The sequence below is a fragment of the Plantactinospora sp. WMMB334 genome (assembly GCF_049179095.1).
Classification (GTDB): domain Bacteria; phylum Actinomycetota; class Actinomycetes; order Mycobacteriales; family Micromonosporaceae; genus Plantactinospora.
In genome coordinates, this window is sequence record NZ_JBMHME010000002.1 from 1,991,993 (window position 1) to 2,018,046 (window position 26,054).

Consider the following 26,054-nt stretch of genomic DNA (forward strand, 5'->3'; position numbering starts at 1 on the left):
TCCCGACTCGGATCCGCCGTCGCGGTCGACGTTCAGATCGGGTGCGAGGACTGGGACCGAGCATTCCGGGTGGTCGGCACCAACGTCATGGACTGTTGATTCTGTTCCACCTGTCCGCAGAGCGAGGCGAGACGCTCGATGAGCTTCTCCGGATCGTCGAACGGATCCAGCCCGATGATGTCCGTCGGATTCAGGGCCGGCACCGGGACGTGGGAGATCAGCGGGTGCAGCGGCCGTACGTCGACCTCACCGGCACCGAAGAGGTCCTCGTGCAGCTTCTCGCCGGGCCGGAGTCCGGTGTAGACGATCCGGGGCGGCTGGGACGCCTGCGCGGCGAGCTGCCGGGCGAGGTCGTCGATGCCGACCGGCTTGCCCATGTCGAGCACCAGCGCCTCGCCGTCCCGCCCGATCGCCGCCGCCTGGAGCACCAGGTGCACCGCCTCCTGCACCGTCATCAGATAGCGGGTCACCTCGGGGTGGGTGACCGTGACCGGCAGCCCGGCCTCGATCTGCGCCCGGAACGCCGTCACCACCGAGCCCCGACTGCCGAGCACGTTGCCGAAGCGGACGCTGAGGAAGGTGCCGGCCGAGTTGGCGGCGGCGTACGCGGTGAGCCGCTCGGTGATCCGCTTGGAGTAGCCGAGCACGCTTATCGGGTTCGCGGCCTTGTCGGTCGAGATGTTGACGAACTTCTGCACCCCGCGACACGCGTCGAGGACCGCGAGGGTGCCCCAGACGTTGGTCTGCACCGCCTCGCCCGGGTGCTGCTGCAACAGCGGCAGGTGCTTGAGCGCGGCGGCGTGGAAGACGATGTCCGGGCGGCGGTCGGCCATGATCCGGTTGAGCCGCTCGGCGTCGCGGATGTCGGCGAGGATCAGCTCGGAGCTGTCCAGCAGCGCCCGGCCGGAGAGCGAGAGTTGGAGGCTGTGCAGGGCCGACTCGTCCCGGTCGAGCATCATCAGCTCGGCCGGGTCGGCCTGGGCGATCTGCCGGCACAGCTCCGAGCCGATCGAGCCGCCGGCGCCGGTCACCAGGATCCGGCGCCCGGCGAGGCCGTTGTCGGCGCTCTTCAGGTTCGTCGCCACCTGCCGGCGGCCGAGCAGGTCGTCGATGTCGACGTCGCGTACGTCGGCGACGCTGATCCGGTGGTCGACCAGCTCGCGTACCGGAGGAAGGATCTTGAAGGCGGCCCCGGCGGCGAGGGTGGCGGTCCGGACCTCGCGGATCAGTTCGGCGTCGGCGTTGGCGACCGAGAAGATGACCGTCCCGGCGCCGGTCCGGCCCACCGCCTTGGCGATCTCGGCCCGGCCGCCGAGCATCCGCACCCCGTCGAAGCAGAGGTGCCGCTTCTCCGGATCGTCGTCGAGGAGGCCGACCGGCAGGTAGTGGCCCCGGGGGTCGCTCAGCATCGCGCGCAGCAGCGCCTGGCCGGCGGAGCCCATCCCGAAGAGCAGCACCGGCATGGCCGACTGGATGGTGGGGCGGAGCGACCTGTCGCGCTGCTGCCGGTAGGCGACCCGGACGGAGAGCATGAGCAGCAGGGCCAGCGCCGCCCCGACCGGTGGGGTGCTGGCCGGGACCGGCCGGGGCGACATCGCGAGTACGCCGAGCAGCATCACCGCCGCGACGCAGCCGACCGTGCCGGCGAGGGTGCGGGCGTCCTGGAGACTGCCGAGCGGGTGCCGCCCCCAGTGCCGGTGCCGGAGCCGGGTCACCAGACCGCTCAGGACGGCGGCGATCAGCCCGGCGCAGATCACCCTGGTGAGCTCGTCGACGGTGACGTCGAATTCGTGCCGCGCCCATGCCGCCGCCGCGAAGCCGCCCAACCACCCTGCGCTGTCGGTGGCCACCAGCGCCAGGGAGCGGCGGTGCGCTCCTCTCCACGGTGTGGTGGCGTCGGTGGGCGTGGGCGTGGCTGCACTCTGCTGCATCTACGGCTCCCTGCGTCGGACTGCCCTGACGCAGGTCCGGATGACTCCTCGCCAGGCTAAATACTATCTAGCCGAATTTCTCGCATGCTGCTGTTGTTTCACCTTTTTGGAAGCTCCGGATCTGTTTCGTATTCGCGAAAGCCGTGGAGGTTTTACGTATATTCCTCGCATCGTGCGGCATTGTCATTATGTGCCGCCGTGCAGCCGTCTCCTCGGTGCCGGTGATGCGTTAGTCAGACGTTGATGTGAGACGCCGCAGCCTGCCCAGAAAGTGCGTCCGGCGGCCGCGTATCGGCACTCGCCGAAGAAGAGGTTGACACGATGCGACTGTTGGTGACCGGCGGCGCCGGCTTCATCGGTGCGAACCTGACCCGGGCCGCGCTGGCGGACCCGACGATCATGGACGTCCGGGTGGTGGACGACCTGTCGACCGGCGCCCGGAGCAACCTGGCGGGGCTCGACGTCGAGCTGGTGGCGGGCTCGATCCTCGACGAACGGGTGCTGGCCCGCGCGGTCGCCGACCGGGACGCCGTGGTGCACCTGGCGGCGCTGCCGAGCGTGCCGCGCTCGGTCCGCGACCCGGTCGCCTCGCACCGGGTCAACGCGACCGGGACGGTGTCGGTCTTCGAGGCGGCGCGCCGGCACGGCGTACGGCACGTCGTGGTCGCCTCCTCCTCCTCGGTCTACGGGGCCAACCCCGACCTGCCGAAGAGCGAACTCGGCTGGACCAGGCCGCTGAGCCCGTACGCGGCGAGCAAGCTCGCCACCGAGGCGTACGCGCTGGCCTACCAGGCCTGCTACGACCTGCCCACCCTCGCCTTCCGGTTCTTCAACGTCTACGGGCCCCGGCAGCGGCACGACCACGCGTACGCGGCGGTGATCCCCCGGTTCGTGCACGCCGCGCTGCACGGCCAGCCGGTCACCTTCTTCGGCGACGGGCGCCAGACCCGCGACTTCACGTACGTGGACACGGTCTGCGACGTGCTGCTGGACGCGGTACGGCGCCGGGTGCACCACCCGCAGCCGGTGAACCTGGCCTTCGGGACGCAGACCGACCTGCACACGGTGGTGGCCGAGCTGGAGGTGCTGCTGGCCCGCCCGATCGCCCGGGAGACGGCGCCGGAACGGACCGGGGACGTGCGGCACTCCAGCGCGGACAACCGGCTGCTGCGCCAGCTCTTTCCCGAGGTGACGGCGACCTCGCTGGCGGACGGCCTGAGGGCGACGGCGGAGTGGTACCGGGCGCACTACGACCAGGCTGGGCTGACCGGCGCCGCCGAGCCGAGCACCGTACCGGCCTGACCGGGCCCGCGACGGGCGACCCGGCCTGCCCCAGGACGACCGGCCCGTGCCCCAGGACGACCGGCCCGTGCCGGCGCGCCCCCGGCCGCGGGCCGTGCCGTGTCGGTCAGGCCGGCCGGGCGCGGTGCCGGGCGCCGGTATCGCGGAGCAGCTCCAGATACCTCGCCATCTGGTCTTCCCGGAACAGGCCCTGCTGCACGGCGGCCGGTAGCGCCGGAATCCGGCCGTCGCGGTCCTTGACCGCCAGCCAGCGCCGTAGCTGCTCCGCGATCTCCGCCGGATCGCTCAGCACCACCCCGGCACCGCGCGCGCGGATGAGCTCGGCGACGACCCCGTCCCGGTGGCCGATCATCAGGATCGGTCGCCGGGCGTGCAGGTAGTCGAAGAACTTCCCGGGTACGGTGCCGGCGTCGCGCGGGTCGTTCCACATCAGCAGCACCAGCACGTCGGCTTCGGCCTGGATGCGCCACGACCGCTCCGCCGGCACGTGGCCGAGCACGGTGACGGCCTCCGGCACGGCGCTGCGCCCGGCGGCGTCGACCGCGACGCCGTTGTCCGGGCCGGCCTGGACGAAGTGGACGCGTCGCGCCTCGTCCCCGAGGAGCGCGATCGCGTCGAGGAGCGGCCCCGGGCTGCGCTTGCCGGGATAGAGGAGCCCGGTGTGGGCCAGCCGCAGGCTCTGCGGACCGGTCGCTCCGGCCGGCCAGCAGGTGCCCGCCGCCCCGGGTGACGACACCGCCGGCTCCGCACGCCGGTCGATGCCGTTCATCACGACCTCGGTGTCGACCCGGAAGGTGGCACGCAGGGTCTGCGCTATCGGGGCGGAGATGGTGACGCAGCGGGCCACCGACCGCAGCAGGCGCCGCTCCAGCCAGTGGTCGGCCCGCCGGCGCAGCGCGACCCGGCTCGGCACCCGGTATTCGTTGCCGACCGTCCACAGGTCGCGGTAGTCGGCGACCCAGGGCGCACCGAGTTTCCGGGCCAGCGCGGCGGCCACGACGAATCCGGAGAATGGTGGCCCGGTCGCGAATATGACGTCGGGTCGCCAACTCCGTTGCGCCCTGAGAAAGCCGGTGACGGCGGGGACGATCCAGGTCGACTCCCCGTCCGGAAACATGAGTGCCTCGCGCCCGAGGAATTTGGCGGAACGGGTGGCCGCCGAGCGGAGGCCGGCGGGGCGGAGTAACGCGGGGCGGAGTAACGCGGGGCGGAGTAACGCGGGGCGGAGCGGTGCGGGTCGAGCGCGTGGCGTACCGTCGCCGTCCCGGACCGGTCGCGACCCGGCGCCGAGCTGCGGCCAGTGGAACAGCGGCGCCGCCCGCACCACCTGCCATTCCGGTATGCCGATGCCGGCGACGTTCCGGTCCGACGGCGTCGCGGTCAGGACGCGCACGTCCCAGCCGCTTCGCACGGCGATCCTGGCCAGCGCGGCGGGCCGCCTGCCACCCACCATCTCCGACGGTGGGAAGCAGTGGGAGACGATCAACAGGCGCGGCGGCGCGGCCGGGATGCGGCCGGCGGGTCCGGGCGGAGCGGGCAGGGAACCGGGTCCGGCGGAGGCCGCACGGCGGGCGTCCGCACCGGTAGGCGGAGCTGTCATGAGATCCCTTCGAATACGGCTGTGAAAGGTTTTCCGGAATCGCGGTCCTTCGGCCGAATAATGCAATGGGACGGGCCGTTTGTGGGCGCGTCCGGGCGCCGTTACTCGCGCCCACCATAACGGGTGAACCGGCGCCTCCGTCACCTTTGCGCGGACTCCGCCGTTAGTCAGACGCGCGACCGCGCAGCGGCGGGGTGCCGCAGAAAGAAAGAAGGGGCAGCGCTTGGCGTCGCGGCAGGGAGGACCTTGATGCGGGTGGTGGTCACCACGGAGTCCCGGTGTCTGCGGACGCCGGACGCGCGGGTGTGGATCCACGCGGGACCGAGCTATCCGAACTGGAGCCGCTACCTGGCAGCCTTCCGGAGTGTCCGGGTCGTCGCCAGGGTGCGCGACGTCCCCGAGGTGCCCGGCGGAGCGTCCCGGGTGGACGGGGAGGGCGTCGAGGTCTGGCCGGTGCCGCACTACCAGGGACCCGCCGAATACCTGCGCCGCCAGGGCGCGGTCAGGCGGGCCGTGACCGCCGCCGCCGACGCGGCCGACGCGGTGATCCTGCGCGTGCCGTCCCCGGTCGGGTCGCTGCTGGCCAGGGCGCGGGAACGGCAGGGCCTGCCGTACGCGCTGGAGGTGATCGGCGACCCCTACGACGTCTTCGCCCCCGGGACGCTACGCCATCCGCTCCGGCCCGTGCTGCGGCACCTGACCACCAGACGGCTGCGGCACCAGTGCCGGACGGCGGTCGGCGCGGCCTACGTGACCGAGCACTACCTGCAACGCCGGTACCCGGTCCGCGAGGGCGCGGTGAGTACCCACGTGTCGAGTGTGAACCTTCCGCCGGACGCCTACGTCGGGCAGCCGCGCGTCGTCGACGGTCCTCGCGGCGCCGGCACGGTCGTCTCGGTCGGCATGCTGGCGCAGCTCTACAAGGGCGTCGACACGCTCCTCGCCGCACTGGCCCGGCTCGCCGGCCCCGGTCTCCGGCCCCGGCTCGTACACCTCGGTGACGGCAGGTTCCGTCCGGAACTCGAACGCCTCGCCGACCGGCTCGGCGTGGCGGACCGGGTGACGTTCGCCGGTGTCGTCTCCACCGGCGAGGCGGTCCGCCGGCACCTCGACGCGGCGGACCTCTTCGTGATGCCCTCGCGCACGGAGGGGCTGCCCCAGGCGCTGATCGAGGCGATGGCCCGTGGCCTGCCGGCGATCGGCACGACCGTCGGCGGCATCCCGGAAGTGCTCGGCATCGACGACCTGGCCCCCCCCGACGACCCGGCCGCGCTGGCCACCGCCATCGGCCGGATGCTGGCCGACCCGGCGCGGATGACCGCCGCCTCCGCGCGCAACCTGGCCCGGTCGCGCGACTTCTCCGCCGACACGCTCGCCCACCGGCGGACCGCCTACTACCGGGCGGTGGCCGCCGCGACGGCCCAGGGCGGCCACCGCCCGGTCCTGCACGCCACCGGATAGCGCGACAGGAGCAGCATCGTGTCCAGACCAGTCGGCGGCGCCGCCCGCGACACGTCCGGCCAGGCCGGAGTGCCAACCGATGAGCCGGTTGCCGGGATGACCGACGAGCCGGCCGCCGGGACGGCGGGTGAGCCGGCCCGCTACCACGTGGTCCGGGTCTTCGGGTCGCTGGACGTCGGGGGAGCGGAGCGCCGGACCGTCGAACTTCTGCCGCTGTTGGCGGAGGCGGGTGCGGTGCTGCACTTCGTCACGCTCAGCGGGCGGGCCGGGGTGCTCGGCCCGGTCGTCGAGCGGATGGGCGCCACGGTGCATCCGCTCCCGCTGGACCTCCGGTTTCCGCTCCGCTTCCTGCGCCTGCTCCGGCGACTGGAGGTGCGGGTGGTGCACTCCGACGTCTCGACCTTCTCCGGCGCGCTCGTGCTGCTGGCGGCGCTGGCCGGGGTCCCGGTCCGGATCGCACACTTCCGCAGCGACGGTGACGGCCGCCCGAGCACCCTGCGGCGCCGCACCCAGCGGTGGGTGATGCGGAAGCTGATCGACATCTTCGCCACCGATGTCGTCGGGGTCTCGCCCGGCGCGCTCCGTCACGCGTACCGGCCGTCCTGGGAGTCGGACCCGCGCTGCCGGGTCATACCCAACGGCCTCGATCTCGGACGGCTCGCCCGCCGTGGCGACCTCGACCTCCGGGCCAGCGTGGGGGCGGCACCCGGCGAGATCGTCTGCCTGCACGTCGGCCGCCCGGCACCGGAGAAGCGGCGCTGGATCGTCCCACAGGTCGTCGCGGCGCTGGCCGCGAGCGGTCGCCCGAGCCGCGCCGCGCTGGTCGGGGCGCGCGACGCCGACGACGAGGCCCGGGTGCTGCGCGAGGCCGAGGCGGGCGGGGTCGTCGACCGCGTACACCTGCTCGGCGCCCGGGAGGACGTCGGTGACCTGATGCGGCAGGCCGACGTCGTCGTCCTCCCCTCCGAGCGGGAGGGGCTGCCCGGCGTGGTGCTGGAGGCGCTGGCGGTCGGGACCGCGGTCGTCGCCGCCGACCTGCCCGGCGTGCGCTTCATCGCCCGGCACCTGCCCGGCGTCACCGTGGTGGGCCGGGACGCCCCGCCGGCCGAGTGGGCGGAGGCGATCGGACGGGCGGTCCGGCCGTGTCGGGAGCGGGACCCGGAGGCCGCCGTCCGGGCCTTCCGGGCCAGCGTCTTCACCCTGGAGGCGGCGGCCTCGGCGCATGTCGCGATGTACCGCCGGGCGCTGCCCGGTGCCCGGCACGACGGGACGGCGGCACAACCATGTGCGGCATAGCCGGAGTCGTCTCGACCGCCGGCCCCGATCCGGCGCTGGTGCACCGGATGTGTGACGTGATCACCCACCGGGGTCCGGACGGCGCCGGGGTGCACGTGGACGACGGGTGCGCCATGGGGATGCGCCGGCTGGCCGTCATCGACGTCGCCGGTGGCCAGCAGCCGGTGCGGAACGAGGACGGCACGGTGGTCGCCGTCTTCAACGGCGAGATCTACAACTTCGCCGCCCTCCGCGCCGACCTGGCCCGCCGGGGGCACCGGCTGCGCAGCGACGGCGACTCGGAGTGCCTGGTCCACCTCTACGAGGAGCACGGCGACGACCTGGTGCACCGGCTCCGCGGCATGTTCGCCTTCGCCATCTGGGACACCCGGCGACGCCGGCTGCTGCTCGGCCGGGACCGGGTCGGCAAGAAGCCGTTGTACTGGTGGTCCGACGGCGCCACCATCACGTTCGGCTCGGAGGCGAAGTCGCTGCTCCAGGACCCGGGCCTGGAGCGCCGGCTCGACCTCGCGGCGCTGCACCACTATCTCAGCTACCAGTACGTGCCGGCACCCTGGTCGATCTACCAGGGGATCCGGAAGCTTCCCCCCGGTCACCTGCTGAGCTGGCAGGACGGCGCGGTCGAGGTGCGCAGGTACTGGAGACTCGACTGCACGCCGCACGAGGTGCCGGACGAGGACGAGGCGGCGGAGCAGCTCCGGGAGCGGCTGCTGGACGCCGTCCGGGTCCGGATGGTCAGCGAACGCCCGCTCGGCGCCTTCCTCTCCGGCGGCGTGGACTCCTCCGCGGTGGTGGCCGCGATGGCGCGCTGCTCGACCGGACCGGTCAGGACCTTCAGCATCGGCTTCGACGAGGCGCGCTACGACGAGCGCGAGCACGCCCGGCTGGTCGCCCGGCGGTACGGCACCGACCACCACGAGCTGGTGGTCACCCCCTCCTGCGTCGACCTCCTGCCGGCGCTCACCCACCACTTCGACGAGCCCTTCGCCGACTCGTCGGCGATACCGAGCTTCTACGTGGCCCGGCTGAGCCGCGAGCACGTCACGGTGGTGCTCAACGGGGACGGCGGCGACGAGTGCTTCGGCGGCTACCGGCGGTACGCGCTGATCCGGGCGCTCGACCGGGTGCCGGGATGGGCGACCCCACGGGCACTGCACCGGGTCGGCGGCGGGATCGTCGCGCACACCAGCACCGGTTCCCGGCCGCGTGCCCTGGGCCGGATCCTCCAGCTGCTCGGCCAGCCGGCGCTGGCCCGCTACGCCTCGCTGATCTCCGTCTTCCCGCCGGCGCAGCAGGTCGACCTCTACACCGACGAGCTGCGCGAGCACCTCGCCGGGGTGGACAGTTGGGCGCTGCTCGGCGAGGCGTACGCGGCCTCCCGGGCGGCGGACCGGCTGGGCCGGCTCATCGACGCCGACGTGCAGACCTACCTGCCGGGCGCCCTGCTGCCCAAGGTCGACATCACGACCATGGCCAACTCCCTGGAGGCGCGGTCGCCGCTGCTCGACCACCACCTGATGGAGTGGGCGGCGCACCTGCCGACCCGGTTCAAGATCCGGGGCAGCACGACGAAGTACCTGCTCAAGCGGGCGGTCGCGCCCTGGCTGCCGGACGAGATCGTCAACCGGCCGAAGATGGGCTTCGGCGTGCCCCTGGGCCGCTGGTTCCGGGGCGAGCTGCGCGACCTCTCCTGGGGCGTGCTGACCGACCGGACGGCCCGGTCGCGCGGGCTGTTCCGGCCCGAGGCGGTCACCGCGCTGCTGGAGCGGCACGACCGGGGCGACGACGAGAGCCACCGGATCTGGGCACTGGTCCAGTTCGAGCTCTGGCACCGGAACTGGCTGGACCGCGCCGGCACCCCGTCGGCGGCGGCGCCGTACCACGATCTGCTCGCCCGGCAGTCGTGACCGGCCGGACCGGGACGCCGGCCCGGCAGCGGTCGACACTGCGCCAGGCGACCTGGAACGCCGTCGCCCGGGTGCTGGTGCTCGGGCTCAACGCGGTCAGCGGGGTCCTGGTGGCCCGCGCGCTGCTGCCGGAGGGGCGCGGCGTGACCGCGCTGGTGATCGCGACCGCGACCACCACCATCGCGCTCGGCTATCTCTCCGTGGAGCAGTCGCACGTCCGGCTCTGGGCGGGCCGGCGTGACGAGATTCTCGCCAACAGCGTGCTGCTCGGGCCCGCCGTCGGCATCCTCGCCGCGCTCGGCGCCGCCCTGCTGCTCTGGGCGGGTACCCGGTTCGGCATCACCATCGCGAGCCCCGAGCTGCTGGCCATGGCGCTGGCGTCGGTGCCGGCGGGGATAACCGCGCTCTACCTCAACGGTGCCCTGACCCTGGACGCACAGATCGCCCTGGTCACCCGCTCCATGCTCTACGTCGCCCTCCTCCAGTTCGGCGCGACGGCCCTGCTCGCGGTCGGGGGATGGCTCACGCCCGGCTGGGTGGTGGCGATCTGGAGCGCATCCTCGGCCTCCGCGCTGCTGGTGCTGCTCGCCCGCGAGCGCCCGCGGCTGAGGTGCTGGAATCCGGCGCTGGCGTGGCAGGCGATCTCGCTGGGCATGCGCTTCCATCCGGGCTCGGCCGCGCTGAACCTGGCGCTCCGCCTCGACGTCTTCATCCTCGGCGCGCTCACCTCGCCGGCGGCCGTCGGCCTCTACGCCCTGGCGGTGACCGTCGGAGGATTCGCCCGCATCCCGGCCGAGGCGGTCCGGGGGGCCTTCCTGTCCCGCCAGGCCGAGGGCGAGCTCGTCGACGCCGTCGAGGCGACCACCCGGGCCACCCGGATCTCCACCCTGCTGGCGGCGGTCTCCGTCGGAGGGCTCTGCGCGACCGCGCCGGTGCTGATCCCGCTCGCGTACGGCGCCGCCTTCGCCGGCAGCGTCCAGGCGATGTACGCGCTCGGCCCCGGGCTCTTCCTCATGCACGCCGGTCGGCAGATCGGTGCGTACCTGATCCGCTGCGACCGGCCGCTGGTCGTCTCCGCGTTCCCCGCGGTGGCGCTCGCGCTGAACATCGCGCTCAACCTGGTCCTGATCCCGCGGTGGGGGATCGTCGGCTGTGCCCTCGCCGCATCGGTCAGCTACGCCACGCTGACCCTGGCGCAGGTGGTCCGGTTCTGCCGGATGGCCGGGGTCGGATGGCGGCGACTGGTGCCGGGGGCGGCCGAGACGGCCATGCTCCGGAAGTTGCTGCTCACGTCGACCGGGCGGATGCTGTGCAGGTCGACCGGGCGGAACCGGTCGACCGGGCGGAACCGGCGCTTCCCGGCCGCTGCCGGGACGGCCGGCCGGCGGGCGTGGAGGTCAGGCGCCGCCGTGCCGCCGGAAGACGAACTCGTTGCAGCCCAGGTCGCCGCCGCAGGTGGTGAGGTGGGTCAGCTCGAAGCCCCGGTCCCGGACGAACCGGAAGATCTGCTCCGGCCGCGCCACCTCGAACGGGTAGCCGCCGACCCAGTCGACGAGGTCGTGGCTCCGGGACATGCCCCGGCGGATCGGTCGGGGCGGAAACTGGCGGGGCATGACGAGCTGGAGGAGCTTCCGGAGCGGAACTCGCCGGTATAGGTACATGGTGCTGAGCCCGAGGAGCAGCATCCGGCCGAGCCGTCCCGAGGAGTTGTAGCGGCGCTTGACCCACCGCCAGACCCGGCTCGCGGGGCCCTGGTCGTTGTAGATCGCCACGAAGAGCCGGCCGCCCGGCCGGGTCAGGTCGACGGCCGCCGCCAGGGCCTTCCACATGTCGCCGGTGTGGTGCAGCACGCCCCAGGAGTAGACCACGTCGAACTGGCCCAGCCTGGCCGCGTACGCCCGGTCGAGGATGGAACCCTGCTCGACCGTCCAGTCGCCGCCGGCCGCGTACCGCTGCCGGAGCGCGGTGGTGGCCGCCACCGAGTCGGGGTCGAAGTCGAAGGAGTGCACGGTGGCGCCGAGCCGGTGTGCCGCCAGGGAGAAGAGCCCGCTGCCGCAGCCGATGTCAAGGAACGACCTGCCGGTCAGATCCGGGACGGCCAGCGCCCGGGTCAACGAGGCGGTCGCCGAGGCGATCCTGTCGTCGTCCATCACCTCGACGAACGACTTCCAGTTGGCGCCGAAGCCGAACCGCTGACCGGCGGCGACCTCGCTCCTGCTATCGAGCATGGGCTTCCTCCCTGTGCGGATGTGGACGGGGGACCTGTCCGGTTCCGAGGATCGGGCCGGTGCCGACGGTTGAGGCGGTGCCGACGGTCGGGCCGGTGCCGAGTGCCCGGCCGGTGTCGGTGTCGGTGTCGGCGTCGGCATCGGCGTTGTCGGCCGGGCGGCGGCGGTTGGCGAGCACGCAGCCGAGGCAGATCCAGAACCCGACGATGACGACCGGGCAGACGAGCACGTTGGCGAACGCCAGGGTCACCGCTCCGCCCGCCACGGCGGCGCGCAACGGCGTGAGCAGTGCGTCACCGCGGACGAGCAGCCCCGCGACCACCAGGGTGATCAGGAGCAACGCCGCCGGGATGCCGGCCTCCGCCGCCAGGCCCAGATAGTCGTTGTGGGTCTTCAGGAATCGGCCCACGTCCGGATGGTTCATGGCGTAGTAGGGGAACATGCGGTAGCCGATACCGTTGAACGGATGCTGGGTAATGGCGCTCAGCGTCGCGCTGAGTACGCCGGCTCGCCCGGAGTCGTCGGTGAGCTGCGACATCGGGCGCTCGTCGAACACCACCGTCCAGATCGGTTTGCGGAATACGTAGACGGCGGCGGCCAGAATTCCGCTGATCGCCATTCCGATGAACCGCTGCCGTGCCGGCCGGTTCGAGATCACGGCCACCAGCACGCCGGCCACCGCGGCCAGCACTCCCGCCCGGGACTGGGTCTGCTGCACCGCCGCCAGGCAGATCGCGGCCGGCGCGAGGTGGTAGAGCCGGCGAGGCTGGCGCGCGAGGGCGACGCCCGTGCCCACCGAGGGGGCCAGCAGCGCGGCGAGGTAGTTGGAGTTGATGCCGAGAGCCTCGAGCCGGCCACCGTTGTAGTGCCCGTTGAACAGCGCGTAGAGGCCGACGATGCCACCGGTCAGCGCCACCAGCCGCGCGACGTCCGCCGGTTTCGGCGGCCACACGGTGACCGCGATCAGCAGACCCAGGCCACCGATGACCACGATGAGATGGGTCAGACCGGAGAACCTGCCGGGCAGGTCCGGCGTCCAGGCGTTGTCCCGGACCGTCGTGCTGAGCAGGAGCAGACCGGCGAGGGCGGCGACGCAGAGCGCGGGCCAGCCCATCCGGAGCGGGCGGGTGCGCCCGACGGGCGACCGCAGGGTCGGCACCAGCACCAGCCCGACGGCGAGACTCACCAGCAGGACCCCGCGCACGTCGTCCGCCACGAACGAGAGGTGGGCCACGCTCAACGGCACCACGGAGAGGATGAGCAGGTCAGGGCGGCCCAGCACGATCGGCACGGCCGCGGCGACCACCACGGCCAGGCCCGCCGCGAGTGGATGCGCGACCACCAGATATCCGACCAGGCAACCGGCCACCAGCGAGATGAGTGGCCAGGTCAGGCGCCGGTGGGCACGGGGCGGCATGGTGAACCGGCCGGCGGGAAACGGCGGTGGTGGCCATGTCTGTGACCTCGGGTGAGCCGTCACTGAAGACCTCTCCGGCCGTGACGCGCAAACGTCGATAGAATGTCGGAACAAATGCAGATCCTACCCGGCTCCGGCGTACTGGAAGCGCATATCACGGTATTCGGGCGCTCCCAATTAATAGGGGCGAGTGCGGTCCGGATCGGCTACCGGATAAATTGACGAGAATTCCTCGTGAGCCCTTTCTTCCGTGCCGGGTCCGCTGGCGGTGCCGGGTCCGCTGGCGGTGCCGGGTCCGCTGGCGGTGCCGCCGCCGGCGGCCCGCTCGATGGCGTCGGCCACCCGGACGGCGGCCAGCCGGTTGTCGAAGAGCCGCAGGGCGCGGTCGCGGGCGCGATCACCTCGCGCCCGCAGCCGGCCGGCCTCGAACTCGCGGTACGCGGCCTCCAACGCCGACGCCAGGGCCGGCGCGTCCCCCCGGGGCACCACCCAGCCGGTCTCCCCGTCGACGGTCTCGGGGAGCCCTCCGGCGTCGCTGACCACGCTCGGCAGGTTCATCGCGCTCGCCTCGCAGGCGGCTCCGTGGCCCTCGGAGAGGGACGGACTGACGCTCAGGTCGGCGGCCTCGTAGCAGGGTCGCACGTCCGGCATCGACTCGACCCAGGTCACGCTCGGGTCCGCGTCGAGGTCGAACCGCCGGACGAGGTCGCGCCGGTACGCCTCACCGGCGGCGGTCCACCCGCCGCCGACCAGCAGCAGATGGGCCCGGGGGTGCCGGGCGTGGAAGGTGCGCCAGGCGGCCAGGAGGACGTCGTGGCCCTTGATGGCCCGGCCGTGGTGCGCCAGCCGCTTCGGCGGATAGACGTACGCCACCATCACCGCGAGGAACGCGCCCTGGTCGATGCCGAGGTCGGCGCGGATCTTCGCCCGCAGCTCCTCGCGGCTGGCCGGTGCGCCGGTCGCGGGGCGGTCCCGGTCGGCGAGGGACCAGGAGGGCGCGAAGTGCGCCGGATCCACCCCGTAGGTCGCCACCGGACGGCGGGGGGCCGGACAGCCGAGATCCCCGTAGCGCCGTGAGGTGTGCGCGGTGCCGCAGATGGTGACGTGGTCCAGCCGCCACAGCACCCGCTCGACCGGCCGGATCAGCGCGGACTCGAGGAAGAGCGGGCCGGCGACCATGTGCACCCGGCGTACCGGAAGTCCCAGCGTGCCCAGCCGGGCCGCCAGGGCGGACGCGTAGAGGTGGTAGTGCAGCACGTCCGGCCGGAGCCGGCGGACGAGGCGGCGGAGCCGCCACAGGCCGCGCAGCGTCGCCGGGCGCGGCCGGAAGCCGAAGTCGAAGGGGGAGTCGAGCACCGGGAAGCCCCGGCGGGTCAGCTCGGCGGTCAACCGGCCGGGGCCGGGCGGCAGCACCACGAGGACCTCGTGCCCGCGCCGCCGGAGTTCGGTCACCTGCGGGATGATCCACAACCCCCCGCTGTTCGTCTTCAACAGGACCACGACGCGCAGCGGGTCCCGGCCCGCAGCGAGCGGACCGGACCCACCCGGGTGAACGTTCACCTGGCCGGTACCCCCTTGACGACCACGCCGGCCGGGACGTCCCGGACGACGCAGGCGCCGGCGCCGACCACGCTGCCGGCGCCGACCCGCAGGCCCTGGAGCACGGCGGCCGTGGTGCCGATCAGGACGCCGGACTCGAGTACGCAGTTGCCGGAGACCGCGGCCAGCGGGTTCACCGAGACGTGGTCCGCCAGCGTGCTGTCGTGCCCGACGGTGCAGTTCTGGTTCAGGTGCACGTGCCGGCCGAGCCGGACGTTGGTGGTGACCCGGGCACCGGCGAAGATCACCACGCCGTCCCCGACGGTGTTCGCCGGACCGAGCGTCGCGTCCGGATGCACCAGCACCGCGCCCGGCAGCCGGTAGCCGTCGACGCGCGCACCCAGGTCGCGGCGGACCCGCGGGTCGCCGACCCCCAGGACGACGTGGGTGCCCGCCGGGGCGTCGCGCAGCCAGGTCACCGGCCCGAGGTACGGCACGTCGAGGCGCTGCACCTGCTTGAGGTTCGCCTCCGCCGGGTGGTCGTCGACGAAGCCGCGCAACCGCCAGCGCCGCGCGGCCGGCGTGACCTCGTTGACCGCCCGGACGATCTCGGCGATCTCCCGGCCGTGCCCGCCGCAGCCGACGATCACGACGTCGACGCTCACCGCCGTGCCTCCGGCGTCGAGCCGTTCCTGCCGACGGCACCGACGCCGGCGAGCGACCGTCGCGTGCCGAGAAACTCCGGCATGGTCGCGTTGCCGTCGGCCGCGATGCCGTGCCGACGCAGCACCCGGGCGACCGTCCTGAGCAGGATGCGCAGGTCGAGGCCGAGGCAGCGCCGGTCGACGTACCAGACGTCGTGGCTGAGCCGCTCCGGCCAGCTGATGGCGTTGCGGCCGTTCACCTGCGCCAGGCCGGTGAGGCCCGGCCGGACCTCGTGCCGGCGGGCCTGCTGCGGCGTGTACCGGTCGAGGTACTCCAGGAGCAGCGGGCGCGGCCCGACCAGGCTCATCTCCCCGCGCAACACGTTGCACAGGCTCGGCAGCTCGTCCAGGCTGGTGGCGCGGAGCCAGGACCCGAGCCGGGTCAGCCGCTCACCGTCACTGGTCCGGCCCGGCCCGACGGGGTGCATCGTGCGGAACTTGTAGAGCGTGAACGGCCTGCCGTGCAGGCCCGGCCTGGCCTGCCGGAACAGTACGGGCCGGCCGAGGGCCAGGGCCACGGCACCGGCCACCGCGCCGATGACGGGTGCGAGGAGCACCAGGAGGACGGCGGCGACGGCCGCGTCCAGGATCCGTTTCGACCGGTCGTACGGGCGGCGCTCGGCGGTCACGCGCGCGCCCCCAGGAAGTCCGCGGTCGTGTTCAGCACGCGCGCGATCTGGGCGCCGTTCAGCCCGGAGCCGCTGGGCAGGGCGAGGCCGGTGGCGAAGAGCCGCTCGGCGACGCCGGTGAGCATGCTGCGGTGGCCCGCGAAGACGGGTTGCAGGTGCATCGGCTTCCACACCGGTCGGGTCTCGATCTGCACGGCGGCGAGATGGGCGGCGAGTTCCCGGGCGTGCCAGCCGGCCCGCTCCGGATCGACGACGATGCAGGTCAGCCAGTTGTTTGCGCCGGGGTCGTTCTCCCCGAGCAGCCGTACTCCCGGCACCGCGGCGAAGAGCTCGGCGTAGCGCGCCCGCAGCTCGCGACGGCGGGCGATCATGAGGTCGAGGCGACGCAACTGTGCCCGGCCCACGGCGGCCAGCAGGTTGCTCAGGCGGTAGTTGAATCCGGTCTCGGTGTGCTCGTAGTGCGGCAGCGGCTGCCGGGCCTGGGTGGAGAGATAGCGGCACCGCTCGACCAGCTCCAGATCGTCCGAGACGAGCATCCCACCGCCGGAGGTGGTGACGATCTTGTTGCCGTTGAACGAGAAGATCCCGGCGTGACCGAACGAGCCGGCCGCCCGGCCACCCCGGGTGGCGCCGAGCGCCTCCGCCGCGTCCTCCAGCACCGGCACCCCGGCGGCGTCGCAGACCGGCAGCAGCCGGGCGTAGTCGGCACAACTGCCGAAGAGGTCCACCGGAACGACCGCGGCCACCCGTCGCCCGGCCGCCTCGTGCTCCTTCAGCAGGGCGGCGAGCAGGTCGACGTCGATGTTCCCGTCGGCCGGGTCGCAGTCGACGAAGACGGGCTCGGCACCGGTGTAGGAGACGGCGTTGGCGGTGGCGACGAAGGTCAGGGTGGGCACGACGACGACCGTCCCGGGACCGGCGCCGAGACCGAGCAGGCCGAGGTGGAGTGCGGCGGTGCCCGAACTCAGCGCGACGGCACCGGCCGCGCCGACGCGGTGCGCCGCCTCCCGCTCGAAGCCGTCGATTTCCGGGCCCACGGGTGCCACCCACCCCGACCGCAGCGCGCGCAGCAGATACGATTCCTCCAGCGGTCCGATGTCCGGCGCGGAGAGATAAATTGTGGCGTTCACCGGCCCTGGCCGGTCGCGGTACGGCGCTGTTGCCGGCTGCCGGAATCGACGGCACTCACAATGGTCCTCCGTCCACGGAAGTAACACGGGAACAGGCCGCCGCACTCGCTGTGCCGAGGTGGTGGAGCCTCCCGTCAAGGTGAACGTCAGTTGCCGCCTGTCGGTGACGAATAGAAAAAGTGTTCAGCTCCGCCGCACGGCACAGACGCGTTCAGCGGCGCGGAATCGGCAGCGTGATGGTGAATGTGGTGCCGGTGCCGAGTTCGCTGGCGACCCGGATGGCGCCGCCGTGGTCGGTGACGATCTGCCGGACGATGGCCAGGCCCAGTCCGCTGCCGCCGGTCTTCCGGCCGCGCGCCGAATCGCCCCGCCAGAACCTGTCGAAGACGTACGGCAGAGCGTCGGGTGCAATCCCGGAGCCGGTGTCGGCGACCCGGATCACGGCCGACTCGCCGTCACGGCGGAGGGTGAGGGTCACCTGGCCGCCCCGGCCGGTGGCCCGGAGCGCGTTCGTGATCAGGTTGCCGACCACCTGGCGCAGCCGGTCGGGGTCGGCGTGCACGATGACCGGTTCGGCGCTGACCGTCAGCGTCACCCCGGCCGCGTCGGCGTTGGCCCCGTGCGTGGTGCGGCACGTCTCCAGCAGCTCGGCCAGGTCGACGCCGGTCCGGTGGTACGCCAGGCTGCCCGCCTCGGCCAGCGCGAGATCCTGCAGGTCGTCGACGATGCGCTGTTGCAGCACCGTCTCCTCGTGCAGCGAGGCGAAGAGCTCCGAATCAGGTTCGATCACGCCGTCGGAGAGCGCCTCCAGATAGCCGCGCAGGTTGGCAAGCGGCGTACGCAGCTCGTGCGCCACGTCGGCGACGAGCCGGCGCTGGCGTTCCTCGCCGCGTTGCAGCGAGTCGGCCATCCGGTTGAACGAGCGGGCCAGGGTGGCGATCTCGTCGTTGCCCCGCACCGGCACCCGGCTGGTCAGGTCACCCCGGCCGAGCCGGGCACTGGCCGTGGTCAGGATCCCGATCGGGCGGAGCACCCGGTGGCTGAGCAGGGCGGTCGCGATGATCGCCACCGCTGCCACCCCGGCGGCGGCGGCCAGCAGCGGCCCGACCACCAGCGCTCGCCCGCCGTCGTCACCGAACCCGAGGATCACCCGGGCCGGCTCCGGCGCCACCTCGGCGATGCGCGCGTTGAACGCCTCGGTCAGGCAGTAGTTCCGCTGTTCCGTCCCGGAGTCCTCGGCACAGGCCCGCTCGATCTCGACCAGGTCGGTCGTGCTCGCCTGCTCCGACTCGTGTGCCTGGTCGGTGCAGCTCCGGGAGAGTCTCGGGTCGACCGCATCGTTCGGGCCGACCGCGAAGTCGGGCACCCCGTACTGGCCCGGGGTCTGGATCGGCTCGACCCCGCGACGGGTGAGGCAGGCCGCGAACCGGACACCGGTGCGGTAGCGGTACAGCTCCTTGGCGGTGACCGCGGCCGGGTCGGCATCGACCCGGGAGAGGTCGAGCGTCGGTCGGGGATTGACGTAGCCGAAGACGGTGCCGAGCGGGCGTACCGCCTCGTGCGGGCGGTCCTCACGATCGGTGTCCACCAGCACCAGGCCGGACTCGGTGACCAGGTGGATGCGTTGACCGGTCTGCTCGCCGAGGCGTACCACCAGGTCGCGGACGCCCTCCCAGGTGCCGTGCCGGCGGCCGTAGTCGGTGAGCTCGGCGGTGACCCGGTCCAGCGTGGCGGCGGCGGCGCCGGACTCGTCGATCTGCCGGGACGCCTGGCGGAGCACCAGCCAGAGGGTCGCGGCGGTCGCGCTGACCGCGACCAGCATCACCAGGCCGAGGACCCGGAGCCGGAAGCTCACGCCGGCCGGTCCGCCCCGGCGGTTTCCGCCGGAGCCGGCTGGGCGGCGGTGGTCGACTCGGCCAGCCGGTATCCGCGACCGAAGACGGTCTGCAGGTAGCGCGGCTCGGCGGGGTCGACCTCGATCTTGCGGCGCAGGTTCATCACGTGCGCGTCGACGGTCCGCTCCAGCACGTAGTGGTCGAAACCAAAGGCCCGGTCGATGATCTGCGCCCGGGTGAACGCCCGACCCGGCTCGGCGGCCAGCACCTCCAGGATGCCGAACTCCTTCGCGGTGAGCGTGATCGGCCGTCCGCCGATCCGCACCTCGAACCGGCCCGGGTCGACCTCCACGTCGCCGACCCGGAGCACCGCCTGGTTGCCCGAGCTGAGCACCCCGGAGCGGCGCAGCAGGGCACGCACCCGGGCGGCCAGCTCCCGTGGGCTGTAGGGCTTGGTCAGGTAGTCGTCGGCACCGATGTCCAGGCCGAGCAGCACGTCGTCCTCGGTCGTCCGGGCGGTCAGCAGCAGGATCGGCAGGGTGGACTCGGCCCGCAGGATCCGGCACACGTCGAGCCCGTCCAGCACCGGCATCATCACGTCCAGCACCACCAGGTCGGGCCGGCGGGCCCGCGCCTGCTCCAGGGCGGCGCGCCCGTCGCCGACGACCAGGACGCTGTGGCCTTCCCGCTCGAGGTAGAGCCGGACCAGGTTGGCCTGCTTCGGGTCGTCCTCGGCGACGAGTATCCGCGCGCTCATGTTTCCCCATTCTGCCTGCTCCGGGCGGCGTCGATTAGAGCGCCGGGGCGGTGAAGAAGTGATGAAGGCGGCATCCGGAAACGGTCAACGGGCGATCCGCATGCGCCGGGCACACGTTCTTCACCGCTTTCGCACATCCCGGCTCCTACCGTGCCGGTATGCCGGAGGAGAGACGTGCTGGTATGCCGGGGGAGAGATCAGGCGTATCCGGGGTCCGCTGGCCCGGAGCGGGCGACCGGGTCCGCCGGGCCGCCGCCCGACGCCGGATCCGGGAGACCCTGGCGCTGCGCCGGGCCGACGCGGCGGCCGGGCTGCGTACCGGACCCGGCGGCGGTCGCGCAGCCCACCCCGAACCGGCGACTCAAGACCTTCGGCAACGTGTGGTCCGCTGCGAACCGTAGGTTGCCGAAGATCTTGAGGGCTGTTCCGGAGCGGGGAAGCGACGGAGCGGCCGTCAGGCGAGGCCGGCGCGGCGTAGGGCCTCGGCCATCGCACCGCCGCCGCCCGAGCCGGAGCCGCCCGAGCCGGAGCCGGAGCCGCCCGACCCGCCCCGCCCCGGGCGGGACTGCTGCTGGCCGCCGCGCCCCTGCCGGGGCTGGCCGCCGCCGCGGGCACCCCGGTCGGGGCCGCCCCGGTCCGAGCCGCCACCACCGGACGGGCGCGCACCGGCACCGACCTCGTCCTCCAGGCGCAGTGTGAGGGAGATCCGCTTCCGGGGTACGTCCACGTCCAGCACCTTCACCCGGACCACGTCACCGGACTTGACCACGTCGCGCGGGTCCTTGACGAAGGTCCGGGACATCGCCGAGACGTGCACCAGGCCGTCCTGGTGCACCCCGATGTCGATGAACGCGCCGAACGCCGCCACGTTGGTGACGACTCCCTCCAGCAGCATCCCGGGCGTGAGGTCGGCGATCGTCTCCACACCGTCGGCGAAGGTCGCCGTCCGGAACGCCGGCCGGGGGTCCCGGCCCGGCTTCTCCAGCTCCCGGAGGATGTCGGTGACGGTCGGCAGCCCGAAGGTCTCGTCGACGTACTCGCCCGGCCTGAGCTTGCGCAGCACGGCCGTCCTGCCGATCAGCGCGGAGAGCTCGGTGCCGGTGCCGGCAAGGATCCGCCGGACCACCGGATATGCCTCCGGGTGCACGCTGGAGGCGTCCAGCGGGTCGTCCCCGCCGGGGATGCGCAGGAAGCCCGCGCACTGCTCGAACGCCTTCGGGCCGAGCCTCGGCACCTGCCTGAGCGCCTGCCGGGTCCGGAACGGGCCGTTGGCGTCGCGGTGCAGCACGATGTTCTCCGCCAGCCCGGCGCCGATCCCGGAGACCCGGGTCAGCAGCGGCGCGGAGGCGGTGTTGACGTCCACGCCGACCGCGTTGACGCAGTCCTCCACCACCGCGTCCAGCGAGCGGGAGAGCTTCACCTCGGAGAGGTCGTGCTGGTACTGCCCGACCCCGATCGAGCGTGGGTCGATCTTGACCAGCTCGGCGAGCGGGTCCTGCAACCGGCGGGCGATCGACACCGCGCCGCGCAGCGAGACGTCCATCCCGGGCAACTCCTGGGAGGCGTACTCGGAGGCGGAGTAGACCGAGGCGCCGGCCTCGGAAACCACGATCTTGGTGAGGTTCAGGTCGGCGTGCCGCTTGATCAGGTCGGCGGCGAGCCTGTCGGTCTCCCGGGAGGCGGTGCCGTTGCCGATCGCCACCAGCTCGACCCGGTGCGCCCGGGCCAGCCGGGCCAGCGTCTCGATCGAGGCGTCCCACTGCCGGCGCGGCTCGTGCGGATAGATCGTGTCGGTCGCCACCACCTTGCCGGTGGCGTCGACCACCGCCACCTTCACCCCGGTGCGCAGCCCCGGGTCCAGCCCCATCGTGGCCCGGGTGCCGGCCGGGGCGGCGAGCAGCAGGTCCCGCAGGTTGGTGGCGAAGACCCGGACCGCCTCGTCCTCGGCCGCCTGCCAGAGCCGCATCCGCAGGTCGGCGCCGAGGTGGATGAGGATCCTGGTCCGCCACGCCCAGCGCACCGTGTCGGCGAGCCAGCGGTCCGCCGGCCGCCCCTGGTCGGCGACGCCGAACCGGGCGGCGATCTCCTGCTCGTAGCGGCTCGGGCCGGCCGGGGCGCCCGCCGGGGCCTCGGCCTCCTCCGGGTCCATGGTCAGGTCGAGCACGCCCTCCTTCTCGCCCCGGAACATCGCCAGGATCCGGTGCGAGGGGAGCTTCGGGTAGGGCTCGGCGAAGTCGAAGTAGTCGGCGAACTTGGCGCCGGCCTGCTCCTGGCCGTCGCGTACCCGGGAGACCAGCCGGCCCCGCGACCACATCTTCTCGCGCAGCGAGCCGATCAGGTCGGCGTCCTCGGCGAAGCGCTCCACCAGGATGGCCCGGGCGCCGTCCAGCGCGCCGGTCGGGTCGGCCACCCCGGCGTCCGGGTCGACGAAGCCGGTCGCCACCGTGCGCGGATCCTGGGTCGGATCGGCCAGCAGCGTCTCGGCCAGCGGCTCCAGCCCGGCCTCCCGGGCGATCTGCGCCTTGGTCCGCCGCTTCGGCTTGTAGGGCAGGTAGATGTCCTCCAGCCGGGCCTTGGAGTCGGCCGCCATGATCTGCGCTTCCAGCGCGTCGTCCAGCTTGCCCTGGCTCCGGATCGACTCCAGCACCGCCGCCCGGCGCTCCTCCAGCTCCCGGAGGTAGCGCAGCCGCTCCTCCAGGCCGCGCAACTGCGCGTCGTCGAGCGACTCGGTGGCCTCCTTGCGGTAGCGGGCGATGAACGGCACGGTCGACCCGCCGTCGAGCAGGTCGACCGCGGCCCGCACCTGCCGCTCGTGTACGCCGAGCTCCTCGGCGATCCGCTGGTGCACAGAGCGCGGCTGCGTAGAGGTTGTCACGTCCTGTTCCGCCTTCTCCACTCGGGTTCGCCAGCGCACGCCGCCGGGCTCGGCCGCGGGCCACTGGGTGCCGGGAAGCATTCTGCCGGACGCGCCCGACTTTCGGTCAGCGGCGCAGCGTGAGCCGGTCCGATCAGCGGCGCAGCGTGAGCGTGCTGGCCGCGACCGCCGCGTCGACCGCGTTGAGCAGGTCGGCGAGCTCGGTGGGGAGCAGCCGACGGCCGGCGGCGATCCGCTCCGCCACCATCGACCGGTTGGTCGAGAGCAGCGCCCGGACCAGCCCGGCGGCCCGGACCAGCCCGGCCAGCGTCGCGGTCCGCGGATCCAGCGGGCGGTCCGACCGCTCCAGGACGGCGTTGAGCCGGACGCGGGGCCGGGCGACCCGGTTCGGGTCGAGCCCGGGGAAGCGCACCGTCATCCGGAGGCTGAGCCCGCGACCGGTCACCCGCTGGACCGCACCGGCGCTGACCAGCCGGTCGCCGATGTGGTCGCGGGCCCGGGCGGCGAGGAACTCCACCCAGGACCGGGCCGGATGGCCGTTGCCCCGCCGCACCATCTCGGCCAGCACCCGGTCGGTGACCGGCTCCCGCCAGGGCCGGTCGTCCGCGACGTAGACCGAGGACTGGGCAAGGGTGATGCGGCCGTCGAAGAGCAGTTCGGCGAGGAGCGCGCCGGAGAGGGCGGCATCCACCACGTTCGCGGCGGCGAGCAGCTTGCCGCTGTAGTCATCGTGCGCGATGAGGAACAGTTCGTCGGCCAGCCGCTCGGTGGGTGAGCCAGGGTAGTCGGTCATCGTCATCCTCGGCCGGCCGGCCAGCGTGCCGGGTCGGTCACTGCACAATGTCGATGCTGGACGGTACGGCATGGGCACTGTCCGTTCAACCCGCCCGCGCCCTGCGTGGTCGGGTGTCGTGATCGGTCGATCTTCCGTTGCCGCACGTGGCCGGCCGTACCCGCTGCGTCGACGGCCTGGCCGGCGTGCTCAGTCGAGCGACCGCCACCAACCGTCCACCGGTGGCGGGTGGTCCACCACCACCCGCTCGCCGGGGCGCGGCACCGCCAGGCGTACGCCCCGGGCACCGGCCGCGCGGCACAGCCGGTCCACCGGGTCGGCCCAGCCGTGCGGGGCGAGGTCGAAGGTCCCCCAGTGGACCGGGACGAGGAGGCCGCCGCGCAGGTCCAGGTGTGCGGTGACGGCCTCCTCCGGAAACATGTGGATCTCGGGCCAGGCGTCGGAGTACGCGCCGACCTGCACGAGCGTCAGGTCGAAGGGGCCGTGCTCGGTGCCGATCCCGGCGTAGCCGCCGAAATAGCCGGAGTCGCCGGAACAGAAGACCCGGCGGCGGTGGCCGGCGACCACCCAGGAGGCCCAGAGGGTACGGTCGCGGACCAGTCCGCGCCCGGAGAAGTGCCGGGCCGGGGCGGCGACGAGGTCCAGCCCGGCGACCCGGGTGCGCTCGCCCCAGTCCAGTTCGACGATCCGGTCCGGCGGCACGCCCCAGCGCTCCAGGTGGGCACCGACGCCGAGCGGCACCAGGAACGGCGCGGACTGGGCGTCCCGCAGGGCCCGGATGGTCGCCATGTCCAGATGGTCGTAGTGGTCGTGCGAGACGAGGACGGCGTCCAGCCGGGGGAGCCGGTCCAGCGGCGCCGGCACCGGATGCAGCCGGTGTGGGCCGAGCCGGGTCGACGGGGAACAGCGGTCGCTCCAGACCGGATCCAGCAGTATCCGGCGTCCCTCGATCTCGATCAGCGCCGTCGCGTGTCCGTACCAGATCACGTTGAGCTCTCCGGGCGGAGCCGACGCCGGGTCGGCGGCGGCCTCCGGGACGCGGACCGGGATGCCGCCCGGCGGGCGCCGTGCCCGGTGGCCGAAGAGCATCTCCCAGAGGATGCGCCGGCCGGTGCCGGGTAGCGCGAGGCGGGTGTCGAGGGAGTTGCGGAACACGCCCGCGCGGAACTGCGGGGAGCGGCGTGCCCGCTCGGCCCGGGCACCCTCGGGCAGCCGGCCGAGAGCGGCCGGCACGTCCCGGACCGCCCAGGCCGCGGCGCCGAGCGCGGACACCCCGAACGCGACCGCCGCCAGCGCCCACCCGAGGCGCCGGCCGCGCCGTCCCGCGACGCCGTCCCGTGCTGCCCGCTGCCGCATCTGCCGTCCCGCCTCCCGCGTTCTTCGAGCGAGGGTACGCCGGCCGGCGCCCCGATCAGGGCCGTCCGAGATTCGGGCGGCCGGATCGGCGGATGCGGCCGACGTGCCGCGGCTCGCGGTTCAGCCGCCGTTGCTCGGCTGGTACATCGTCGGCCGGCGCGCCGGCACGCCCGGGCTGGTCAGGCCATCGACCGCCGCGAGGAAGGCCGGGCCCATCGCCGCCCGCGCCCGCACCGCCGGATGGGTCGAACCGAAGTTGCCAGGGTCGGCCTGGCCGTCGGCGAAGAGCACGTACGTCAGCACCGGCCGGCCGGCCGGGTCGAAGATCAGCCCGGCCTCGTGCCGGGCGTCGGCGAACCAGCCCGCCTTGGTCGCGATCCGGGCCCGTTCGGCCGACGACATGGTGCGGCGGATGCCGTCGGTGAAGGCGATCGGCGCGCGGAGCTGGTCGAGCAGGAAGCCGGTCGATCCGGGGGAGAGCAGGGTGCCCCGGACCAGCGCCTGGAGCAGGTCGTGGGTCTCCCGGGCGGTGCTGGTGCCGAGGTAGAACCGGTCGGGGTCGGCGACCGGCTCGACCTGGGTCCTCGGGAAGCCCTTGCCGACCAGGATCTGGTTGAGTTCGGCCGCCGGGCAGACCAGGCCGCAGAGCCGCGCGGCGGTGTCGTCGGAGACGGTCAGCAGCGCCGCGAGCACGTGCCCCAGGGTCACCAGGCTGGGATAGGCGCCGTCCAGGCTGAAGATGCCGTCCCCGCCGGGGACCACGATCCCCTCGGTGACCTCGACCCGCTGGTCGAGGCTGAGCATGCCCCGGTCGACCTTGTCCAGCACGGCGGTGGCCACAGCGATCTTGTTGACGCTGTACGCCTCGACGACCGTGTCGGGCTGCTCCCGTACCGCCGGCAGTGGCGTCGGGTCGGTGCCGTTGGCCACGCTCAGGTACGCGTACCAGTTCCCGCCGGCCCTTGTCCTCTCCCGCCGGTAGATCGCGGCGACCTCGTCCGCCCGGGCCCGACCGGGGGTTTCGAGCCCTCGGCCGCTGCTCGGCGCGGCCATCGCCGGGGTGGCGGTCCCGAGCACCACGCCGGCCGTGGTCGCCGTGCCGATCCCGGGCGCGGTCCTGCGATCAACCCTGCTCACTGCGTGGCCTCCCGTCGGGGCTCGATGTCGCCGCCCCGGATCCAACCCGGCTCAGGGCGGCCCGCGCGGGTGGTTGCCGGATCGGCGGCGTGCCGACCGGTAACGATAGGCGACTCCGGAGCAGCTGACGACGGGCGACTCCGGAGCAGACCACGGC

The 26,054-nt window shown here is 73.4% G+C and carries 18 protein-coding genes and 1 pseudogene; 5 read left to right on the plus strand and 14 right to left on the minus strand.

Features of this window, described 5'->3' with window-relative positions; genetic code table 11:
- Window positions 1–32: 32 nt before the first annotated feature.
- Window positions 33–1,931, minus strand: coding sequence for a polysaccharide biosynthesis protein (locus ACN27G_RS08540; protein WP_421492227.1), 1,899 nt, complete (start codon window positions 1,929–1,931; stop codon window positions 33–35).
- Between the two features lie 321 nt (window positions 1,932–2,252).
- On the opposite strand from ACN27G_RS08540, the gene ACN27G_RS08545 reads away from it, so the two are divergent.
- A complete protein-coding gene (locus ACN27G_RS08545) occupies window positions 2,253–3,233 on the plus strand; it encodes an NAD-dependent epimerase/dehydratase family protein (protein WP_421492228.1) in 981 nt (326 codons plus the stop codon).
- 106 nt (window positions 3,234–3,339) lie between these two features.
- On the opposite strand, the gene ACN27G_RS08550 is transcribed toward ACN27G_RS08545, so the two are convergent.
- On the minus strand, window positions 3,340–4,833 hold the full coding sequence (locus ACN27G_RS08550) for a glycosyltransferase (protein WP_421492229.1): 1,494 nt from the start codon (window positions 4,831–4,833) through the stop codon (window positions 3,340–3,342).
- 249 nt (window positions 4,834–5,082) lie between these two features.
- On the opposite strand from ACN27G_RS08550, the gene ACN27G_RS08555 reads away from it, so the two are divergent.
- From ACN27G_RS08555 to ACN27G_RS08570, 4 genes are read left to right on the plus strand one after another with little or no spacing between them, the layout of a single operon-like run.
- Window positions 5,083–6,294 carry a glycosyltransferase family 4 protein gene (locus tag ACN27G_RS08555; protein ID WP_421492230.1) on the plus strand — a complete coding sequence of 404 codons (1,212 nt, stop codon included), beginning with the start codon at window positions 5,083–5,085 and terminating at the stop codon, window positions 6,292–6,294.
- Between the two features lie 18 nt (window positions 6,295–6,312).
- Window positions 6,313–7,590: a glycosyltransferase family 4 protein gene (locus ACN27G_RS08560; protein ID WP_421492231.1), complete on the plus strand. Its 1,278-nt coding sequence runs from the start codon at window positions 6,313–6,315 to the stop codon at window positions 7,588–7,590.
- Window positions 7,578–9,497: an asparagine synthase (glutamine-hydrolyzing) gene (gene asnB / locus ACN27G_RS08565; RefSeq protein WP_421492232.1), complete on the plus strand. Its 1,920-nt coding sequence runs from the start codon at window positions 7,578–7,580 to the stop codon at window positions 9,495–9,497. The genes ACN27G_RS08560 and asnB overlap by 13 nt, the downstream gene beginning before the upstream one ends.
- Entirely contained in the window at window positions 9,494–11,152 is a 1,659-nt protein-coding gene (locus tag ACN27G_RS08570; protein WP_421492233.1) for a lipopolysaccharide biosynthesis protein, read from the plus strand. Before asnB ends, ACN27G_RS08570 begins: the two co-directional genes overlap by 4 nt.
- A 99-nt stretch (window positions 11,153–11,251) precedes the next feature.
- Here the strand turns inward: ACN27G_RS08570 and ACN27G_RS08575 are convergent.
- From ACN27G_RS08575 to ACN27G_RS08630, 12 genes and pseudogenes are all read right to left on the minus strand, one after another.
- A pseudogene (locus ACN27G_RS08575) lies at window positions 11,252–11,725 on the minus strand (class I SAM-dependent methyltransferase); the annotation flags it as partial.
- Window positions 11,715–13,142 (minus strand): O-antigen ligase family protein, encoded by a 1,428-nt coding sequence (locus ACN27G_RS08580; protein WP_421492234.1) that lies wholly within the window; start codon window positions 13,140–13,142, stop codon window positions 11,715–11,717. The gene ACN27G_RS08580 and the pseudogene ACN27G_RS08575, both read right to left, overlap by 11 nt.
- Window positions 13,143–13,319: 177 nt before the next feature.
- The gene (locus ACN27G_RS08585; RefSeq protein WP_421492235.1) at window positions 13,320–14,702 is read right to left on the minus strand and encodes a glycosyltransferase family 4 protein; all 1,383 of its coding nucleotides are present in this window, start codon (window positions 14,700–14,702) and stop codon (window positions 13,320–13,322) included.
- Complete coding sequence (locus ACN27G_RS08590) at window positions 14,699–15,346, minus strand: acetyltransferase (RefSeq protein WP_421492236.1); 648 nt, start codon at window positions 15,344–15,346, stop codon at window positions 14,699–14,701. The genes ACN27G_RS08585 and ACN27G_RS08590 overlap by 4 nt, the downstream gene beginning before the upstream one ends.
- Window positions 15,343–16,014: a sugar transferase gene (locus ACN27G_RS08595; RefSeq protein WP_421492237.1), complete on the minus strand. Its 672-nt coding sequence runs from the start codon at window positions 16,012–16,014 to the stop codon at window positions 15,343–15,345. The genes ACN27G_RS08590 and ACN27G_RS08595 overlap by 4 nt, the downstream gene beginning before the upstream one ends.
- Window positions 16,011–17,144 (minus strand): aminotransferase class I/II-fold pyridoxal phosphate-dependent enzyme, encoded by a 1,134-nt coding sequence (locus tag ACN27G_RS08600; RefSeq protein WP_421492238.1) that lies wholly within the window; start codon window positions 17,142–17,144, stop codon window positions 16,011–16,013. Before ACN27G_RS08600 ends, ACN27G_RS08595 begins: the two co-directional genes overlap by 4 nt.
- Before the next feature lie 211 nt (window positions 17,145–17,355).
- The gene (locus ACN27G_RS08605) at window positions 17,356–18,999 is read right to left on the minus strand and encodes a sensor histidine kinase (RefSeq protein ID WP_421492239.1); all 1,644 of its coding nucleotides are present in this window, start codon (window positions 18,997–18,999) and stop codon (window positions 17,356–17,358) included.
- Complete coding sequence (locus tag ACN27G_RS08610) at window positions 18,996–19,736, minus strand: response regulator transcription factor (protein ID WP_421492240.1); 741 nt, start codon at window positions 19,734–19,736, stop codon at window positions 18,996–18,998. Before ACN27G_RS08610 ends, ACN27G_RS08605 begins: the two co-directional genes overlap by 4 nt.
- Before the next feature lie 454 nt (window positions 19,737–20,190).
- Window positions 20,191–22,611, minus strand: coding sequence for a Tex family protein (locus tag ACN27G_RS08615; protein ID WP_421492241.1), 2,421 nt, complete (start codon window positions 22,609–22,611; stop codon window positions 20,191–20,193).
- A gap of 133 nt (window positions 22,612–22,744) precedes the next feature.
- A complete protein-coding gene (locus ACN27G_RS08620) occupies window positions 22,745–23,404 on the minus strand; it encodes a GOLPH3/VPS74 family protein (RefSeq protein WP_421492242.1) in 660 nt (219 codons plus the stop codon).
- Window positions 23,405–23,593: 189 nt separating this feature from the next.
- Entirely contained in the window at window positions 23,594–24,760 is a 1,167-nt protein-coding gene (locus tag ACN27G_RS08625; protein WP_421492243.1) for an MBL fold metallo-hydrolase, read from the minus strand.
- A 120-nt stretch (window positions 24,761–24,880) separates the two neighbouring features.
- On the minus strand, window positions 24,881–25,897 hold the full coding sequence (locus ACN27G_RS08630) for a serine hydrolase (RefSeq protein WP_421492244.1): 1,017 nt from the start codon (window positions 25,895–25,897) through the stop codon (window positions 24,881–24,883).
- Window positions 25,898–26,054 lie beyond the last annotated feature (157 nt).

Bases quoted from the DNA above. Each gene is read 5' to 3' on its own strand.
- ACN27G_RS08540 (WP_421492227.1), bottom strand. From the start codon at position 1,931: ATGCAGCAGAGTGCAGCCACGCCCACGCCCACCGACGCCACCACACCG.
- ACN27G_RS08545 (WP_421492228.1), top strand. From the start codon at position 2,253: ATGCGACTGTTGGTGACCGGCGGCGCCGGCTTCATCGGTGCGAACCTG.
- ACN27G_RS08550 (WP_421492229.1), bottom strand. From the start codon at position 4,833: ATGACAGCTCCGCCTACCGGTGCGGACGCCCGCCGTGCGGCCTCCGCC.
- ACN27G_RS08555 (WP_421492230.1), top strand. From the start codon at position 5,083: ATGCGGGTGGTGGTCACCACGGAGTCCCGGTGTCTGCGGACGCCGGAC.
- asnB (WP_421492232.1), top strand. From the start codon at position 7,578: ATGTGCGGCATAGCCGGAGTCGTCTCGACCGCCGGCCCCGATCCGGCG.
- ACN27G_RS08580 (WP_421492234.1), bottom strand. From the start codon at position 13,142: ATGCCGCCCCGTGCCCACCGGCGCCTGACCTGGCCACTCATCTCGCTG.
- ACN27G_RS08610 (WP_421492240.1), bottom strand. From the start codon at position 19,736: ATGAGCGCGCGGATACTCGTCGCCGAGGACGACCCGAAGCAGGCCAAC.
- ACN27G_RS08620 (WP_421492242.1), bottom strand. From the start codon at position 23,404: ATGACCGACTACCCTGGCTCACCCACCGAGCGGCTGGCCGACGAACTG.
- ACN27G_RS08625 (WP_421492243.1), bottom strand. From the start codon at position 24,760: ATGCGGCAGCGGGCAGCACGGGACGGCGTCGCGGGACGGCGCGGCCGG.